The organism is Alcanivorax hongdengensis A-11-3, assembly GCF_000300995.1.
In the GTDB taxonomy this organism is placed as follows: Bacteria; Pseudomonadota; Gammaproteobacteria; order Pseudomonadales; family Alcanivoracaceae; genus Alcanivorax; species Alcanivorax hongdengensis.
In genome coordinates, this window is the sequence record NZ_AMRJ01000021.1 from 43084 (window position 1) to 61000 (window position 17917).

Consider the following 17917-nt stretch of genomic DNA (forward strand, 5'->3'; position numbering starts at 1 on the left):
GGTCTCAGAATCATATTTTGATTCACTGATGACTGTACGAGTTCGAACCACACATTCTTCTTTAAAAAAGGCCTTTGTGAGGCCGTTTCGAGTTAGGCTGAATAGCACCAGGTGCTCGCTAACCCAAATAGCCTCATGAAGGCCCTTTCAGACGCCCATTCACGCCATATCAGTAAACGTCGAGTCTGGGAAACATCAACAAGTGCCCAGCGAGCCTTTTTCGAGGCGCTTGAGGGTACACCAGTCGCAGAAGCGCTGGCAGGGAGGTTACTGAACTGAAAGCCCATCGGTTCCATCTGATTTGGAAAACTCACGCACTGGGATTCCGACGACAACTTATCCAGATTAATAGCGTATGTGCAGGTCATATCTCCAAGAGGCGGCCTAATAGAGCGCATGGAATGAGCTCAAAGTTATCCAAATCAGATAGGTATGTGTAGCGATTGGAAAGTCCTCCAGGAGAGTCCCCGACCGCTGTTGGAGAACTCTCGCTCATTGTGATCATCCAGCCACTACTTTCCGCCCCAGTTGCCGGGGCGCTGTTCCCACTGCTCAATCAGCATCGTTCCCCATCTGCTTTTCGAACGCCTGTCGAATGAGCCCCATTACATAGGCCAGCTCAGATTCCTCACTTAACCCTACTTCCACATCGCCATTTCCCCAACGTCCGAGGTTGGTCACGTCACGAGCCATCCCTTTCGGATCGCTCAACTCGTGAAACGGCATATTCAGAGACAGTCGCAAACGGGTCTTTTGCGGGACCACATCGACAAAGTTCGTCTCGGCTTTGAACGCTATATAGAGCTTGAGGACTTCTTCAGTGACGCTCGGGTCGAGCGCCAGGACTTCCTTTCGGAGCTGCTCAAATAGAGCGCGCATTGGGGTCCCGTTTGCTAGTTGAGGGTGATCCTCAAGGTTGTAGGCTTCTGGTTTGACGGCCACGTTGCGGTAGGTATCGAGGATCTCGTCCGGCAATACCGGAGCCGCCCAAACCCGCACCGCTTCCTGGGCCAGCTTGGCGGCCCGATTTTTAATTGAGTCCTCATTCCATGCTTCTACAGCTCCCAGGCCCTCGTTGAGCCGTAGAGGGCTTTGTCTGAATCCGCCCTGCATATCGCGCTTCTCGATGAAAGCTCGGTCGCTGTACTCTGAGTTGTAGCCCGTAAGAGTCAGGTTACCCAGCGTATGCAGCCAGGTTTCATGCACACGCTTCCATTCCGGACCTAGCTCATCCTTCCATCTAACAGACAGATTCTCATTCTGCGGCATGATGTGTTCAATCGTGTATTCGTCGACCGGAACCCGTTCCTTGCGCTCGAAATTCTCCAGGCGGCGTAACCAGTAACTCCGACTGCGGAAATTATAGAGATCGCGTACTGCCAGTTCCCTTTTGAACTCTTCGTCATTCGGAAAACGCCGGTATGACTTCAAACCGAGCAGGTGAGCCTTGACACTCTCCAGGTAGCGGTTCTTCTGCAATGATTTGTGAAAGGTTGCAAAGGTCTTGTTCAGCGAGTTTGTGGGGATGGCACAAACGGCACGACGGAACACATAAGCCTCGATCAGCCGAATAGCGCTATGAAAGTCATCTTGGGACAGATTGTCCTGTTGGTAATCATGGTAAAGTTCCAGCAGAAACGGATATGCCACGTCGACTTTTAGCTCCCGCAGGTCCTTAAATGCCATTCCGAGCTGTTTATCTGTTTCTTTCCCCAATGCCATCGCACAAAAGTACCGAGCGAAAGCATGTATTTCGGCAACCAATGAATCGACACCAGCACTCGCCACTTCGGCGCGACGTGAATGCTGTTTGAAAGCCTCGTATACCTCATCTAACCGTGGAATTTCCCCGGTTTTAACCGTGAGGTAGTGGCGCATGAAGCTGTCAAAGTAAACGCCATAGCCTTCTTGTCCGAATTCCACCTCCATCGGACGCCAGTGATCGCGATAGAGCCGAGTTTGATGCTCCGGCTCCAGTCCCATCAGCACATAGTTCCGGATCAGGTCAGCTTGGCTCAAAGCTTTTCCTGTGGAATTCATGCTCTCAAAAATGAGTTGCGGGTTATCCTGGTCTCGGCTCAGCGCAATATCAACGATGATGAGCTTTGAAAGGCCCCGGCAGAGGGTTTCCAGTTCCCCGTTTAGCCGCTCAATTTGGCTGTTGAAGAACTCGAAGTTTTCCTTGATTCGAAGAGAACCGTCATCAGGTAACGGCTTCTGCGTGACCAACGCCAGCAGGCTCTCTTTGTCCGTCTGGGTCAATAGCAGTTTGTAAGCTCGCTCACCGTCTTCCAACGGGTTAAGCAGGTAGTAATTGCGCAGCTTCTTAGCCGAAAACCCCTCCAGAGGTTCTGTGTCCCCAAGGTGTCGAGATAGCGCCTCAAGAATCAGCATGGTGGTAGTCAGTCGCTGTTGCCCATCAATGACCAGCAATGGTGATTGACTGGACACCTGATAAAGCCCCTTCTCGATGTAGACCACCGAGCCGATGAAATGTGCTGATATACCATCGTTGGTACCGGCTCGCATAATGTCGTCCCACAGTTGACGACATTGCTGTTCAGACCAGGAATACGTTCTCTGGTAGATCGGAATGACAAATTGTGGCGACTTCTTCAGGAAGTCTAGCAACTTGGCTTCTGTAGCTTTCATAACGGACGTTATCCCTTTTTTGTTCTGTTACTGCGATTCAACGCTGGTTTTAACCTGGTTATACACAGCCCGCATCAGGTATTGAGAAGCGATATTGCGGAAGGACTCGTCATTCATCAGGCGTATGAAGATGTCTTCGTTGCCGTCCATTCGCTCGACAAACAAGTTCTCAAGCTGCTTGTTAAATACCGGTTCGAAATTCTCCAGGCTATTGGCCATGACGGCCTGGCGAAGCTGCTCGTTGGCAACGGCGGTTTCCTTCACCTGATCGAAGAACAGCTGATCCGCCGGGGTAAACTCTGTACCAAACCGCTCATTGAGCTTGTCGACCAGCGTCGATAACTGCACCTCTTCCTCTGCCTGGCCGGTGCCGACCTCTGTCGGGCCATAGAGGGCTTCCGGCTCGCCTACTTTCAGGTCGATGGCTCCTTCACTGATTTTCTGAAGCCGGTAGTACTTCAGCTCTACCTCGTCATCAACCTGCACCGTGCGCGTATCGGTAGTGTAAGGCAGCTTGGTGAGCAGGAAGCGGGAATAGGTGTACAGCTTCTCGTGGTCCGAGTCCTGATAAGGAATAATCTGGGCAACGAAGCCGTACAGGTTACGGAAGCTGACCAATTGCCCTTTGAACAGGGCTTGGTCTTCCTCGCTCAATTTCTTGAAACGCTCGACAGCCAGGTCAATCAAACTATTCAGCTTCTTATGCTCGCCGCCCGTCGGGTTCAGTCGGTTGCGGAACCAGATCTCGCACCACGCGCTCACCTCACCCTCCGTGAAAATCTGCCAGGTGGACAGGGTGTGGGCCAGGTTATTGAGCTGCTGAGGGTCGGTATCCTCTTCCTTGGTGGTCACCTCGTAATAGGGTTTGAACGCCTTGTAGATTTCATCCGGCTCATTCACGAAGTCCAGGACAAAGGTATCTGTCTTACCCCTGGCCGTTCGGTTAAGCCGTGACAGCGTTTGCACCGCCTGAATGCCTGACAGCTTCTTATCCACATACATGCTGTGAAGCAGTGGCTGGTCAAACCCGGTTTGGTATTTTTCAGCGACCAGTAACACCTGGTATTCCTCGGTGTTGAATTTATCCGGTAGCTCAGACTCCTTGATGCCCTCGTTCATACCGACTTCGGTAAATGTCTTGTCAGCATATTCCTTGAGAGCAATTTCTCCGGAGAAGGCTACAAGGGACTTCACATCCTTATAGCCTTTGGATTTGATGTACTTGTCGAAGCCCAGCTTATAACGCACCGCATGTTCACGAGAGCTGGTCACTACCATGGCCTTTGCCCGGCCACCTATCTTGTGGCGGGTATGGGTGCGGAAGTGCTCAACGATCACCTCGACCTTCTGCGCTATCTCATAGTCGTGGAAGGAAACAAAGCGAGCCAACGCCCGCGCTGCCTTGCGGCGCGGCACTTCAGGGTCATCCTCCACCTTCTGGATCAGCTTGTAATAACGCTTGTAGCAGGTGTAGTGGGCCAGCACGTCATGGATAAAGCCCTCTTCAATGGCCTGCCGCATACTGTAGTGATGGAACGGAGCTTCGCCGTTTCGTCCCGGCTCGTTGAACACGGCCATGGTCTTGAACTTGGGGGTAGCGGTGAACGCGAAAAAGCTCAGGTTGGGCTGTTTGGCACGTTTGAGCTGCTCCCGGATGAGCTCCCTTTTGGCCTCTTCGCTAAGGCTCTCGTCTTCCATGTCCAGCAACTGCTCAGCGATGGCTGACTCGATGCCATCCTTGTTCAGGATCTTCCGCAGCTCCATAGCCGTTTCGCCACTCTGCGAGCTGTGCGCCTCATCCACAATCACCGCGAAGCGTTTGCCTTCCGTCGAAATCGAAATGCCTTTGCCTTTCTGCTCCAGCGTGCGGATGGCCTGACTGATGAAGGGGAATTTCTGGATCGTCGAGATGATGATCGGCACGCCGTCAGCCAGCGCCTTGGCCAGTTGCTGAGTATTCTCGTCAATCTTCTGTACAACGCCCAACTTGTGCTCGAACTGGAAGATGGTGTTCTGCAATTGCTGGTCGAGTACCCGGCGGTCAGTAATCACCACCACGGAATGGAATACTTTCTCGTTGTTGGCATCGTGCAGACTGGACAAACGATGAGCCAACCAGGCAATGGAGTTGGATTTACCGGAACCAGCAGAGTGCTGGACCAGATAGTTATGGCCGGAGCCCTTGGCTTTTGCGTGCTGGGTCAGAGACCTTACGGCATCCAACTGGTGGTACCGTGGGAAGATCAGTGTCTCCTTGCGGTGGCGCTTGATTCCCTTTTCGGTCACGACCGTTTTCTCTTCTACCTGAAGGTGCAGAAAACGGGCGAGGATATCCATCAGGCTGTCCCGCTCCAGCACCTCTTCCCAGAGGTAGGCGGTACGAACATCACCTTCCATGGGCGGGTTGCCAGCGCCGTGATTAAAACCCCGGTTGAAAGGCAGGAAAAAAGTATCCTTACCCTCCAGGTGGGTCGTCATAAACGCTTGCTCGGTATCTACCGCGAAATGCACCAGGCAGCGATTCTTGAAGGCGAACAGCGGGTCTTTGGGATTCCGCTCGAAGCGGTACTGGGATTTGGCATTTTCGACGGTCCACCCGGTCGCCGACATGGCATTTTTCAGCTCCAGTGTGGCAACTGGGAGGCCGTTCACAGCCAACACCATGTCAGGAATTGCGCCCGTCTTGGTATGTACCTGACGAACCACGGTAAGCCTGTTCGCGCCGTAGCGTTCTGCCGCGCCGGTATCAATACTCGTATTGGGAGCAAAATAAGCCAGCTTCACCGACTTACCGACGCATTTGAAACCCTCGCGCAGCACGGTCAGGGCGCCTTTTGCGGCCAGTTCCTTGGTGAGCGCATCCAGGAGCATACTCTCGGCTTTGCTCGCATCCAGGTTGTTCAACCGCTCCCAGATCTTGGGTTGTGTCTTCTGCACAAAGCTCACGACATCTGCCGGAAACAAGGCGGTTTCAGCATCGAAACCGGTGGGGTCTCCCTTCTGATAGCCACCCTGGGTGATCAGAGCCTGCTCTATGGCGTTCTCAAAGTCGATTTCTTTGTGCATAACCTATGTTCCTTTTTAAAACTTGGCTGGGTTTCAGCAACTACTCTTGGTCAGAATCGTCGTTCTGCTGCTTTCCCAGCTTCTTCTGAGCGCTTTCTACCTGTTTGACGCTTTTATCCGGCGTGGGCAGGTTTTCTGGCATGGTGCCGCCCAGTTCGCCAATGGTTTGCCGAACCTTTTGGCCTACCTCGAAATGGGTTTTGTTGGCGTTCTGCTTACCCTGAATGTTGTCCCGGCGAAGCTTCTCTTCTGCCTGTGTAGCACGGAACAGGTTGGCAGCGAGCTCTGTGCTCCCCATGTAGTCCAGAATTTTGTGGCTCTTCTTGAGCCCTTTTCTGGCATGTAAGTCCTTGGCACCCAGCCCCCCGTATAGCCCTTTGTAGCCATGATCCTGAAAAATGGCGTAATCCAAGGGGGTCTCCACGCCAGCATCCTGGGCAGCCGCCGCCAGGTACTTGTTGTGGGCAATAAGCTCCTTGCGGATAGCCAGGCGCTTCTCATCCTCGGAGAGGGATGTGAACTGCTCGCTGTCCTCCAGCTCCTGTCGGCGCGTCTGGATAGCGAAGTAGGTCTGGCCGTTGGCGATGACTGGCTTCGCAGGGTCGCCGTTCTGGACGATCAGGTAGCAGGCATAGCGTGACAGATGGACATCCGGTACCTCACGTTGCGCTCCGGAGCCGATACCAACCATTTTGCGCACGTCCGCAAAATGGTCTGCAACGACGTTTCCGGATCTTTCACAGGCATGTTTGGCCTTATCAATGACAGGGACAAAATTCCGCCACTGCGGATATTCCAGAAGCGGTGCCAGCTCCCTGGCGGACCAGAATTCGTTGCCGTTCTCATCCTCTCTGCGGATGCCTTCAAAGCTGTCGTGGTGAGTATTGGTGGACGGCGTATCAGCCATGGGCAACCTCCCTTTGCTCAGTGGTAGTGGGTATGCAGTAGCCCCGAACATCGATTTTGCCGGTGACAGCATTGGTGATCAGGGTAGAGCGGTATTCCTGTAGACGGTGAATCACAGATTTTATCTTTGTTTCCACCACCAAGCCTTTCGTATACTCATGCTGTAATGTTTTGGCTATAGAGATTTGCTCCGGAAGTGGTGGTAACGGAAGAGACAGATTTTTTATAGTGTCTTGACCAATATTTTGCATGGACCCACTAGTTCCCGTTGCGTCTTTTTCATACTGATAGCGTGCTATAGATGACCTGAGGAATCGCAACAGATAACTTGAGTCAACTTTTTCACTGGGCTTGATCCGATAAAGTTTGTCACACAGAAGCAGCTTTTTTTGAATGGTTTTCACAAGTGCCGCGCTACCTAATAATTCTTTAGTATTGGCTCGACTGACTAAAATATCACCAGGTTTTATTTCATAGCGCTGCCGGGGCTCTAAGTCTTCAGGAAGCGCTTTGTTTTCGTTGGGATTAAACTCTTCACCATTAACACAACCAACTTTCAACACGCCCCATTGGTCTTCATCGGCAGACTGGTTGTGACATTGGGGCGACCACCCTTGCTCAATATCATTGATGACAAAACGTAGCTTGGTCATCATCCAATGGGCTGGAATCTCTCCCAACCAATCAACCCCGGAGTCCTTCAATGGCACCGACGGATCAAGCCCTTTGGTGACCGCCTGACTAATTAAAGCTGTGCGTTGCTCAGCCAGCTTGTCCAAAAGAGACTGTTTTTTGGCAATCAGTGCATCAATCTGAGCAGTTTTGTGGTCAAGGAAACGAGCAATAGCTTTTTGTTCATCAAGAGGGGGGTAGGCAATTCTCTCATTCAAATAGGCACTGCTATCCAAATTCTGAATGCCTGTTGTTTGCTTTATAGACCGATAATTAACCCTGCCAGAATATAAATGAGCATGTAGATATACGAGAAACCTAGAGTCTGTATTGTCGTTAACTTCCATTCTGGCAACAAAGTTTGAGCTAACTGCGGGGAAGTCTTGGTTGTACTCAACAACGGCACCAACAAGCTGTTGGTCACCACCTCCAGACTTTTCAATTAACAAATCTCCGTTTTTCAATAGTCGAGTATTCCTATCCTTGTAAGCTATACTTCGCATCGTTAGATTCGTGGTTGAAATGGTGAGTGATTGCCGATCAAAATCAGCAACCCGTATGCAAACCAGATCATCGTCCCCATCGGGTTCAGAACCCCAAACACCATTCTGGCAAGACATAACCGCCCATTTAGCGCGGTCTAAAATCCAGTGTTCAGGTATTCTTGGAAACCAATCGCAACCTGTTGTCACGTAACTTGGATATGCGGAATACTGAGCCATCAAACCACCTCCGCCAACATAGCGACGATTTCCTTTTCCAACTGGCTTATCTCTCCTGCAATCTCTTCCAGTGGGCGCGGTGGTTCATACACATAAAAATGGCGATTCAGCGGAATCTCGTAACCAACCTTGGTTTTGCTATGGTCAATCCAGGCGTCGGGCACATGCGGCAACACCTCAGCGGCCAGATAGGCCTCGCAATGGTCCTTTACCAACGCAAGCAGCTTGTCATGACCGGTTTCGTTGTCGTATTTCAGCGGTAACGGCAGGCTGATATCGTTGGGCAGAGTCACATTCTCGGTATCACGCAACTCCGGATCTGGCTCTGGATTGCCCTTCTTGTCACGGCAAATATCGGCCTGTGAGTCTCGCTCTGACAGCGCCGCGAGTATCGCCTTCTTCACCGGAGCACCTACCTTGAGGTCGGCCTTCTTAAAAGCCTTATTCAAAACGGCTTCGAATTCGTCCCGGTTCTGATAAAGGATGTTGCCATCCAGCTCTTCTAGCAGGTCTTTAATGGCAGCTTGAGTCTGTTTGCCCGTCTCAATTTCTGCCTGATAGGCCGCTTGGTCCTTACGTTTTTTACTGGTGGCCAGGTTGGCAAAGGCCCGCTGATCGTCGAGTCGAGCAACTCTCTGGGGACTGACCTGGAAATTCAGCCTTAGAGGGCGTTCCACTGTGATTTTCAGATAGCCAAACTCGTGGTTATCAAAGATCTTGCTGACGGTACGGGTTTCGGTTCCTGTCGGTCTTGATGATCCTTTGGTATGTACCGGCGCTACGGAAGTCGCGTCATGCTGATGTTCGGCGTAGAGGCGAACCAGCTCGCGGATATGCTCCTCGGCCAGCTCGTTTCGCTTGTTCCCCAGGCTTTTGTCCATCTTTTTGTAATGGCGGATGCCGTCGATTAGCTGTACTTTGCCTCGGCGGTGTTTCGGCTTTCGGTTACTGACAATCCAGACGTAGGTGTAGATGCCGGTGTTGTAGAACATCTGGTCCGGCAGGGCCACGATGGCATCGAGCAGGTCGTTTTCGATAATCCAGCGTCGAATATTGCTCTCACCACTACCGGCATCACCGGTGAATAACGGGGAGCCGTTGAAAACCACGGCAATCTTCGAGCCGTCACCACCTTCGCTGTTATTATCAAGAGGAAGGCCATCCACCAGTTTCGGCGGGTTGTGCATCTTGGAAATCATGTGTTGCAGGAAAAGCAGCGAGCCATCATTGATTCGGGGCAGACCGGCACCAAAGCGCCCTGAAAAGCCCTGGTCGTCGTACTCCTCACGAACGAAATCTTCTTCCGGCTTCCATTCAACTCCAAAAGGTGGGTTGGAAAGCATGTAGTGGAATTTTTTCTCCTGGTGGCCATCGTGCGGTACGAAGCCGTTGTTTTTGTTCTTGGCGTCCTTCACGCCCAAGGTGTCCCCATAGATGAGGTTGTCGATGGGTTCGTCTTTGATCAGGAGGTCTGAGCAACAAATGGCGTAGGATTCAGGATTGTACTCCTGGCCGAACAGCTCTATATGGGCATCGGGGTTCAATCCTTCATGGGTACCGTCACCGCAAATGTACTTTTCAGCTTCCGAGAGCATGCCACCGGTACCGGCTGTGGGGTCGTAGATACTCCGGTAAATACCCGGCGCGAAGATGCCTTCCTCATCGGTAAACAACAGCTGCACCATCAGCCGGATGACTTCACGGGGAGTAAAGTGGTCCCCGGCCTCTTCGTTGGCCTGTTCATTGAACTTTCTGACCAGCTCTTCAAACAGATAGCCCATCTGTAAGTTGCTGAGGGTCTTGGGTGAGAGGTCAATCTCGTTGCTACAGAACTCTTTGAGAATCAGGAAAAGGCGGTTGGCCTCGTCCAGCTTGGCGATTTCCGACTCGAAATCGAACTTATCAAAGATGTCCCGAGCGCGGGGTGAGAAACCCTGGATGTAGGCAATCATGTTGCCCGCAATGTTCGGCGGATCAGCCAGCAGCTTATCGAAGGTGAAGCCGCTTGTATTGAACAGCTCCTGTTTGCGGCCACTGGTGGCAATGCGTGAAAGCGCCTTTTCCAGTGCAGGGCCGGTTATGCCGCGCGCTTCCAGGCGTTCCTTCTCAGCCAGTACCTTTTTCTGGTTTTCCGCCAATACCAGGTCAAACCGACGCAAGACGATCATTGGTAGCATTACCCGCCGGTACTGAGGTGGCCGATACGGGCCTCGCAGCTTGTTAGCGATGTTCCAGATGAAGCCGACAAGGTTTTGATGATGGTTTTGTTGCATGCTGTTCTCGCTATTTAATAGTTACCGCTGCCTTGCCATGCGTGTCGAGATAGCCGGGTGCCAGGACAGCGTTAGCGCAGTGTTCAAGAATGTTGTGGTTACGCAGCCACAGGTGATATTCCTGCTCTGGCAACCGATGATCGGGGCTACAGTCCACGTTCCAGTGGCGTAACAGGTAGCCAGCGCGAGCGGCACGGATACTGAGCTGTCGAACTGGCTGGTTGTTCTGCCGGGACATATTAAAATCCAGCGCAATAGCCTCCGGGTTGCTGTGACACGGGTGCGGGATGAGCTCTAAGGTCAGTTGCTCGTTCCATTCGGCATCCGACGTTTGATGCTCATGCTCTGCGATATCCGCTTTGTCGATAATCACACTGGTGATGCGATTGCAGACAAAATCTCGGAATGCACCGCGTTTCCGGCAGTAGCCGCGCATGTGCCAACGCTGGCCGTTGTTGACGATGCTGTGTGGCACAACCACACGCTCGCTAGCGCCTGAACTGAGGGACTGGTAGGTCATCCGCACAGCCTGTTGTTGGCTGATGGCCCGGCTCACTGTCGCCAGCACATCCTGCGGTGGCGCGATCAAGTCTGGTGCATCCTCACAGAAACCAGACTGGCCAGGCGTCACCGATAGCCCGTCGCCAAAGCCGTGAGCCAGGGTTTTCAAGGCGGCACGGGGCTCATGGTGGAACAGAGGCTGATAGTTGTCGGTACGGTAGTAGCGCTTGTTTTCGTGACGGAGGATCAGGTTCTCGTGGGCCAGCTCACGGTAGAGAGTGAAGTCCCGGGTGCTGGAGGCGACTGCGGTGCCGAAGTGCGCCATTAGCTCACTTCGGCCCACTGAGCCGTGGTATTGCAGGCAAAAATCAATGAACGCCAAGCGCTCGCGCTGGGCGTGTGAGTGATTTTCGAGCTTTAAGGCGGCGTTTCCCGGCACGTTCGCACCTTTTTTGACTAAACATGGTTAGCCACCTTATTACACAAACCTATATCATGCAATCATTTTGATTTGTCCTATAGAACTTTCACATGTGAAAGTTTTGGCTCCTTTCCAGATGGAAAAATGGGAGCATAAAGCCCGCCGGAAGGGGACGGGCCTGAATGGTTTTTTGTTTAGGATTCCGGGGGCTGAAGGCCATCGAAGTGCGCCTCCAGACTGTCCAACTGCTTTAGGTTTGCCCTGACGAGACGGCGCATGTGAGTGAGGTTTGTATTCATGATACGCACTATCTCAAACCCGGCTTCGGTCTCCTCAATGATGGGCCTCTCCCAGTCGTGAGCGCGGTTAAATGCGGGTTTTGAGTACCGGTGTTTCAGGGCTCGGCGGATGTGTTCGCTGAAGACTGCATGCCCCTTACCGTTTTTCACTCTTACAAAAGTGTTGTAATACCAATGCATCTCTAGGCTGCCGTGCAGCATTCGCACCCGGCAGCCGTGATGGCCAGGGTAGCCTCTCGTTTCCTTGGTTCGATGAGCCTCATTATGCGCCCAGAAATGGTCCGACAGCCGCTGAGCGAGATAGCGTAGGCGCGCTCGCTCCATATCCAGGCTTTTGGATAGCGATTGTAGATACTGTCTGCATTGATCAAGCGCCATTCGGCGCCCCTGGTGATGGTCAAACTTCCCGGCGCGCGCCACCTCATGCCACTTATCGGTGATTTCCTGAATGGTTTTGGGTTTGCTCATTAGCATTCTCCTGTTGGTTGATGTTCAAGAGAAATGCTACTGGCCGCAGAGACAAACCCACGGGTCTGTAATTTGCCAATTTGGGCAAAAGTAGCCGTTTACCCCCAGATTATCTGGAATTTTTATCGACCTGGCGGCGTGCTTTAAACTTCCGGTTGAGAAATGCTTCCAGCTTGTCAGCATTCAGGTATGTGATGCCGCAGATCGCCAGGATAACAGCGACAAAGCCGAGGAAAGCAATGAGTGTGACGGACATATCGATCATGTGAGTTCTCCTGTTTTCGTTCTTTGAGTGCAAATTGCAGCCTATGCTGCATCTGACTGCTTTTGTTCCTTTGCGACAGAGGCAATCAGATGGCGCGAACAACCCAGGATGTCCTGGATTTCGCTATAGCTATGACCGGTGCGCAGTAAACTGGCGATGTGTTGTCGCCTCTTCAGGTCAGGTTGGCGCCCCTGATACTTACCCTCGCTGCGGGCCTTGTTGATACCCTGGTTCTGGCGTCGACGCCTATCCTCGTAATCTTTGCGAGCTACCGCTGCCAACATGTCGAGCATCATGCTGTTGACCGCCTGCAATATGGAATCGGTAAAGCCGGTATCATCTTTCTTGTCCAGTGCCAGCCAACTCGTTGGTAACTCGGGCGAAACAATCGCCAACCGCTTGGCTGCCAGCTTCTGTTTAAGCGTATCCCAGTCCTGCTGTTTAAGGCGGGCAAGCCGGTCTATCTGTTCTACCAGCACAATGTCACCTTCACCAGACTCGGCAATCAGTCGCATCAGTTCGGGGCGATGCAATGTGGCACCGGAGACGTTCTCCGTATAAAAGGCAGCAATGCGCTGACCGTGTTGCTCGGCAAACTGGATTAGCGATGCTTTGGCCCGCTCGGCATTTTGTTCCTGGGTCGATGCTCTCAAATAGGCGCGTATAAACATTCATGCCTCCTCAGTCTGTTATAAGTGGTTCCGTTTGGCCGGTCTGTTTTAAATGGTTCCTTGTCATGTTGAACGGCCTGAATTGTTGGTTCTCCTGATGTGTACCCATCAGGAATCACCTCAAGAGTCGAAAAACTCCCCGAACGGATCATTCTCCCGGAGGATCGGATTGACTCTGAAGTCATCGAACAGATCGCCTGCGCCTTCTTGACTCCCGGTGCCGGAGGTTGTCGTGCTGCTTGGACCGTTTTCTTCCCTACCACCACCTCGACTAAACGACGCCATCTTTTTCTCGAATTCAGGAAACGTCATTTGCCCATCGGGTCCCTTGGTGAAAACCGTCTTGTAAGCATCGACTGCGGCCATTGCGAAGCGAATGAGCAGTAGAACCACCCAGAGCACGAACAATAGATACCATGCGTAAAGCGCTGCATCGGTACCCCTTAAGGCGAGCTCCACAACGCCGATCCCGGCGAGCCCCACTGCTACTATTTTTGTCACCCTCACCATGGTTTCAGTCCCCGATAGCTCTTTACTTCGAAGCTACCAGAACCTGAGAAAATGCAAGTTTTGCCCGGCGTCAGGCCGCAGCGGCTTGCCCGGCCAGCCATGGCAGTTTCACCTTGCTGTAGGCATCATTTGTCATCGCCCTCAAATCCTCCGTGTCCAGGCGTGAAACCAGCCACGCAATGCCTTGATATCGAACTCGCGGATAGTTGGATGGCTGGAATACGCCATGAGGGAGGTCGTCCTCATCTCCCAGCCACTGTCTGAGCCGCAGATCGATACACCAACCCTGTTCGAGCTCGATCCAGCAATGGGGAGCAGTGGCCATTCGGCTCAGTCGGTCCTCTGCGTATCCGATACGACATTGATGGAAGATGCCTTGCTCACTCAGGGCGTTGCTGATCACAAAGGTCATGCAGTCGCTATCGATTTTGGCGTCTTCAAGCGGCAACAGAGCGAACTCAAGTTCATCATGCCAGTCACTCATGATCTGGCTCCTTGAACATCAATCGCTGCCCCTGTTCGTACAGCACAGGGTACGGTAGCGGTTCGCCATCCTGGGTGACGGTGCCGGGAGGAAAGTACACCACCATCCAGGATGGTAAGGCTCCACTGATCGTGCGGTAGAACTCGTCCACAGGGAAGCTGAGTTGCTCATCTGCCTGCCGGAAAACAAGGCGGGAATAATTCTCTGGATGATTGGCCGCAATGTTGTAGCTTTCAGGCTCAGCGCCTTCCACGTAGGCCGGAGACTTCCAGCGATTCGGCGTTTTGATGTTGTAAGCAAGCACACATTGACCAGCACCGCATCCATGCTCAGTGCTTTCAATCGACCAGAGCATCAGTGGATGGCCGTCAATCTCAGGCGTTTCCACGTTACTGAGTTTGGTGGCACTCAACGCCATATCATTGGCAGCTAGCCGGATGGCCTGGTCAACCAGATCTACATACTGCTCATAGGCCTGAGCCTCTGAAGTGGCCATCGACGCAGGCATCCATCCCATGAGGCTTGGTCTCGCCGATGGATTGTCCGGTGTCATCATGATGTCAGTAGCGTTGAACAAAAACGTCTGGCTACCCGAGAGATGTCGAAGCGGTGCATCGAATGAAGTCGCCAGGCTGGCGAGATCCAGTAATGGCACCAACATGCTTTTATTGTAGGAGCGGGTACCATCCTCAGAATCCCGCAAATCCATATCGTAGATGCCACCGGCTCTCGCCAGGTTTAAGGCCCGAGACTCTTCCGGATTGTAAGTTCGTGGTGTAGCCGCGCAACCAGCCAGGGCAGCGGCCAATACTGCTGTCGTTAAGGGTGCTAATCTTTTCATTATGTCCTCCTGCTTTTATTAAATATTCTCACGAGGTTGAGAATATGCAAGAGGAAAACAAAAAATAACCTTTATAAATCAATAGTTTGTACTAACAGAACAAAGTTCAAAATCGGACGTAGCGAAAAGTTGGCGGGGCATGCATATCATTGGCTATAAAAGAAAATGGTATTTTTGATCAGCAGAGGTTACCTATGGAAAGCGTCGCCGCAATTACGCGAGAATCACTTTACAGCGAGGTATGGGCAGAGCCTGTCTCCAGAGTTGCGCCGCGCTATGGGATATCCGGTGTTGCATTGGGAAAGGTTTGTCGCAAGCACAAGATACCTTTGCCGCCACGTGGGTACTGGGCAAAAATCAACGCCGGACATTCACCGAAGAAAATTCCGCTTCCTACCGCTAAGGAGTTTGAAAATTACTCCTTACCTCTGAGTCGGTCACGCACTTATAACCCCAATGATCCTGATGCCTCACGGAAAAAAGCCACGACAGCCCAAGAACGTATAGGCTTTGTTGATGTGCCAGATCTGCTCGAATCGCCACATCCTTTGGTAAGGAAAGCATCCAAGCGACTGAGGCAAAAAGCCGGATGGGACAACTACAAAGGACTGCGTTCAGCGCCGGGAGAAATTTTTGCTTTCGAAGTGACTAGAGATGCCATCGATAGAGCATTATTGATAGGCGACACACTGATAAAAGCGCTTGAACGTCAGGGTATGAAGGTTTGGGTGAACCGTGAAAAGAGTCGTACCCTGATCGGACTGGACGAAACTTCGTTGACCATAGCAATCAGCGAGCATGTCGCCAGGAGCAAGCATGAGGTAACCGCAGCAGAGAAAAAAGCAATTGAACGCTGGCAACGTTCTCCGAATCGCTGGGGAACCGGATACCACTACCCAAGGCCACCTGACTACGACTATCACCCAACCGGAAAATTGACGATTTCAATCGGCGGTTACCCATCCAGAAGTTGGGGGGATACGCCGAAAACTCTGCTGGAGCAAAGGCTGCATCAAGTTGTCGCCGGTGCATTAGACCTGATTGCAGAACATCGTATCCGAGCTGAAGAGCAGGAACGCAGACGCCTAGCATGGCAGACAGAAAAAGACCGATACGACCGCCAGGTTGAGCTCCGAAAGCAGGAACTGGAGCAACTTGAGGAGTTGAAGGTAAGCGCCACACAGTGGCTCGAAGCCGAACGTTTACGACAATATATAGATGCGGTAGAGCAGGCTGCGGTTAGGAATGGGGAGCTCAGCGACGAGCTCAAGGACTGGATAAGCTGGGCTCGGATCAAAGCAGACTGCATGGACCCGTTAATAGCAGTCTCAGATGCTATTCTGGATGGCCCGGAACCAAAGTCACCGGGCTATTTCTATTGACCGAGAATTTACCTTTAGCAATGGCTAAAATTCATACTTTGGCGCGTGCTTTAGATCTCAAATCAATACGCTGAGAAATCTGCGTGTACAACTGAGCTTCTTCATTTTCTCGGTCTGCCACAGTGACAACTAAAGCGTAGCGCTCTAATTCCGAACTGAGCGCATCGCCCCAGTTGGTGGCATCTTGCCGAGTAACAACTACGAACCACTTGAAATCAGGAGAGAGCTTCTTGAAGTTCCAGGTAGAGCACTGCACAGTGCCCTTGCTCCGCAGCGATGAAGAAATAGTCCGATTTGATTTGCTAGATATAGTATCACTTAACTTGTCGTTCTCCTTTTGATGCTTTTTATGAAAGTGTTTTTGTACCTCATCAAGTGATCTTCCTTTCACCAAATTGAATAGGATTTTAGTGGCGCGATAGTCTAGGCGAGTTGTTCTGACAGCAGGAGAGTAACTCAGGGATACTCTTAATTCTCTTGTCGATTTCTTCCTTCTCAAGAATTCTTCTGGAAGAGGTAATTCATAAAACTGATAATTATCGTTAGCAATCGAATCTTCTGACATCAACAGCACCGTGTTTTCATCAGAGCGATACAAATTTTCTTCATTAACCAAGCCATAACCAGCCAAATCAATATGTGGTTCACGACGACCGTTTGCTTTGGCGTACTCCTTCGAATGTATATCCGAAAAAATAGTTTTACACTCCTCAGGCACAGCTGCATGGTTAACAAGCATAGCTCTCAACATGTTGGCTGATGCTGTAGGGTAAAATGACAATAACCTACTTGCTAAGTGTGTTATGTAGGGGGTAGAAAAGCTAGTCCCGTGACAAACACTGAATAGAGTGTTCCCAAAGAAGTTGGCATTCAAACTAAGAATGCCTGGATCATCATTTTTAAATTGCCATTGTTTACCTTCAAAACGCATCGGAGAAGCGAAATTTCCGCCGTGAGCAACCAGCTCAGGCTTTATCGCCCCTTTTATAGACGGGCCGTGCCGAGTAAAAGGCGAAGGCTGATTGGCTCTAGCTGCGGATAAATGTTCAATGTCGTCGGGACGTTGGAGGTCACCTTTTGTTGCATCATGAAGTGCTAAACTACCAACAGTTAGAACATTCAAAGCAGGCGCGGGGTCTATGATGCGATTATGCTCACCGAGCAGGTATTCAGGATATTCTTCGCGCCAACTATCCTTCGGAATTAGAGGTTCTTCTGATCCTCTGAAATTGCCAACCGAGACTATGAAAAGAATGTCGTATTTCCGAGAAAGGGTATCAAGTGTGTAAGCGAGGCCTCGAATATGTTTTCCATCATATGGTGAATTTTCATTACCAATAGAAAGGTTGAAAATTCTACACCCTAGCTCTGTGAAATGTTCTACTGCAGAGATAATTGTCGATTCAATAGTGTTAATGTCGAATTCGCAATCTCGATTGAGAATTTTTCCATTGAATATCCAACTTTGGGGGACCCAATAGTTGGAAGCATTACATTCCTCGATATTACCGTATAACGCTATGCCTGCCACTTGTGTGCCGTGCCCAGCAGCATCGAACTCATCCTCTCCGTCAACGAAACTAGCACTCTCTGCAATAGCTGATTTCAATAACGGATGATTGGTGTTAATACCACTATCGAGTATACAAACCTTGGGGGCATTAGCGCTTGGAGAGGGTATTTCGTCGGGTAATTGGTTTATATCTTTGTTAATTGTTTGGTAATTAATGCCTGTTTGAGGTGGTAGGTCAACAAGCCTAACATCAGAATGATTGTGAATCGCC

14 protein-coding genes are annotated in these 17917 nt (G+C 51.3%); 1 reads left to right on the top strand and 13 read right to left on the bottom strand.

From position 1 onward, the window contains the following. Nucleotides 1-552: 552 nt before the first annotated feature. The 12 genes from A11A3_RS12590 to A11A3_RS12640 form a co-directional block, all read right to left on the bottom strand. Nucleotides 553-2652, bottom strand: coding sequence for a GmrSD restriction endonuclease domain-containing protein (locus tag A11A3_RS12590; protein WP_008929691.1), 2100 nt, complete (start codon nucleotides 2650-2652; stop codon nucleotides 553-555). Nucleotides 2653-2679: 27 nt separating this feature from the next. Continuing rightward, nucleotides 2680-5718: a type I restriction endonuclease subunit R gene (locus A11A3_RS12595; protein ID WP_008929692.1), complete on the bottom strand. Its 3039-nt coding sequence runs from the start codon at nucleotides 5716-5718 to the stop codon at nucleotides 2680-2682. A 40-nt stretch (nucleotides 5719-5758) separates the two neighbouring features. Then, on the bottom strand, nucleotides 5759-6625 hold the full coding sequence (gene dinD, locus A11A3_RS12600) for a DNA damage-inducible protein D (protein ID WP_008929693.1): 867 nt from the start codon (nucleotides 6623-6625) through the stop codon (nucleotides 5759-5761). Next, a complete protein-coding gene (locus tag A11A3_RS12605; protein WP_040297162.1) occupies nucleotides 6618-8018 on the bottom strand; it encodes a restriction endonuclease subunit S in 1401 nt (466 codons plus the stop codon). The genes dinD and A11A3_RS12605 overlap by 8 nt, the downstream gene beginning before the upstream one ends. Beyond that, complete coding sequence (locus A11A3_RS12610) at nucleotides 8018-10291, bottom strand: type I restriction-modification system subunit M (RefSeq protein ID WP_040297164.1); 2274 nt, start codon at nucleotides 10289-10291, stop codon at nucleotides 8018-8020. The genes A11A3_RS12605 and A11A3_RS12610 overlap by 1 nt, the downstream gene beginning before the upstream one ends. 10 nt (nucleotides 10292-10301) lie before the next feature. Continuing rightward, nucleotides 10302-11231 (bottom strand): helix-turn-helix transcriptional regulator, encoded by a 930-nt coding sequence (locus A11A3_RS12615; protein WP_008929697.1) that lies wholly within the window; start codon nucleotides 11229-11231, stop codon nucleotides 10302-10304. A 176-nt stretch (nucleotides 11232-11407) separates the two neighbouring features. Next, nucleotides 11408-11980, bottom strand: a complete 573-nt coding sequence (gene mobI, locus A11A3_RS12620) for a conjugative transfer protein MobI(A/C) (protein WP_008929698.1) — start codon at nucleotides 11978-11980, stop codon at nucleotides 11408-11410. Nucleotides 11981-12089: 109 nt separating this feature from the next. Beyond that, a complete protein-coding gene (locus A11A3_RS17950; RefSeq protein ID WP_008929699.1) occupies nucleotides 12090-12245 on the bottom strand; it encodes a hypothetical protein in 156 nt (51 codons plus the stop codon). A gap of 41 nt (nucleotides 12246-12286) precedes the next feature. Beyond that, entirely contained in the window at nucleotides 12287-12916 is a 630-nt protein-coding gene (locus A11A3_RS12625) for a recombinase family protein (RefSeq protein WP_008929700.1), read from the bottom strand. A 120-nt stretch (nucleotides 12917-13036) separates the two neighbouring features. Then, nucleotides 13037-13426 carry a hypothetical protein gene (locus A11A3_RS12630; protein ID WP_008929701.1) on the bottom strand — a complete coding sequence of 130 codons (390 nt, stop codon included), beginning with the start codon at nucleotides 13424-13426 and terminating at the stop codon, nucleotides 13037-13039. 70 nt (nucleotides 13427-13496) lie between these two features. Next, on the bottom strand, nucleotides 13497-13910 hold the full coding sequence (locus A11A3_RS12635; protein ID WP_008929702.1) for a hypothetical protein: 414 nt from the start codon (nucleotides 13908-13910) through the stop codon (nucleotides 13497-13499). Next, a complete protein-coding gene (locus tag A11A3_RS12640; RefSeq protein WP_008929703.1) occupies nucleotides 13903-14751 on the bottom strand; it encodes a hypothetical protein in 849 nt (282 codons plus the stop codon). Before A11A3_RS12640 ends, A11A3_RS12635 begins: the two co-directional genes overlap by 8 nt. Before the next feature lie 194 nt (nucleotides 14752-14945). Between A11A3_RS12640 and A11A3_RS17785 the strand changes: the two genes are divergently transcribed. Then, nucleotides 14946-16133, top strand: coding sequence for a hypothetical protein (locus tag A11A3_RS17785; RefSeq protein ID WP_157375687.1), 1188 nt, complete (start codon nucleotides 14946-14948; stop codon nucleotides 16131-16133). 31 nt (nucleotides 16134-16164) lie between these two features. Here A11A3_RS17785 and A11A3_RS17500 read toward each other — a convergent pair. After that, a partial coding sequence (locus A11A3_RS17500) for a S8 family peptidase (RefSeq protein WP_008929705.1) occupies nucleotides 16165-17917 on the bottom strand: 1753 nt, incomplete at its 5' end.

Bases quoted from the DNA above. Each gene is read 5' to 3' on its own strand.
- dinD (WP_008929693.1), bottom strand. From the start codon at position 6,625: ATGGCTGATACGCCGTCCACCAATACTCACCACGACAGCTTTGAAGGC.
- A11A3_RS12610 (WP_040297164.1), bottom strand. From the start codon at position 10,291: ATGCAACAAAACCATCATCAAAACCTTGTCGGCTTCATCTGGAACATC.
- A11A3_RS12640 (WP_008929703.1), bottom strand. From the start codon at position 14,751: ATGAAAAGATTAGCACCCTTAACGACAGCAGTATTGGCCGCTGCCCTG.
- A11A3_RS12605 (WP_040297162.1), bottom strand. From the start codon at position 8,018: ATGGCTCAGTATTCCGCATATCCAAGTTACGTGACAACAGGTTGCGAT.
- A11A3_RS17950 (WP_008929699.1), bottom strand. From the start codon at position 12,245: ATGATCGATATGTCCGTCACACTCATTGCTTTCCTCGGCTTTGTCGCT.
- A11A3_RS17785 (WP_157375687.1), top strand. From the start codon at position 14,946: ATGGAAAGCGTCGCCGCAATTACGCGAGAATCACTTTACAGCGAGGTA.
- A11A3_RS12635 (WP_008929702.1), bottom strand. From the start codon at position 13,910: ATGAGTGACTGGCATGATGAACTTGAGTTCGCTCTGTTGCCGCTTGAA.
- A11A3_RS12625 (WP_008929700.1), bottom strand. From the start codon at position 12,916: ATGTTTATACGCGCCTATTTGAGAGCATCGACCCAGGAACAAAATGCC.
- A11A3_RS12590 (WP_008929691.1), bottom strand. From the start codon at position 2,652: ATGAAAGCTACAGAAGCCAAGTTGCTAGACTTCCTGAAGAAGTCGCCA.
- mobI (WP_008929698.1), bottom strand. From the start codon at position 11,980: ATGAGCAAACCCAAAACCATTCAGGAAATCACCGATAAGTGGCATGAG.
- A11A3_RS12595 (WP_008929692.1), bottom strand. From the start codon at position 5,718: ATGCACAAAGAAATCGACTTTGAGAACGCCATAGAGCAGGCTCTGATC.
- A11A3_RS12630 (WP_008929701.1), bottom strand. From the start codon at position 13,426: ATGGTGAGGGTGACAAAAATAGTAGCAGTGGGGCTCGCCGGGATCGGC.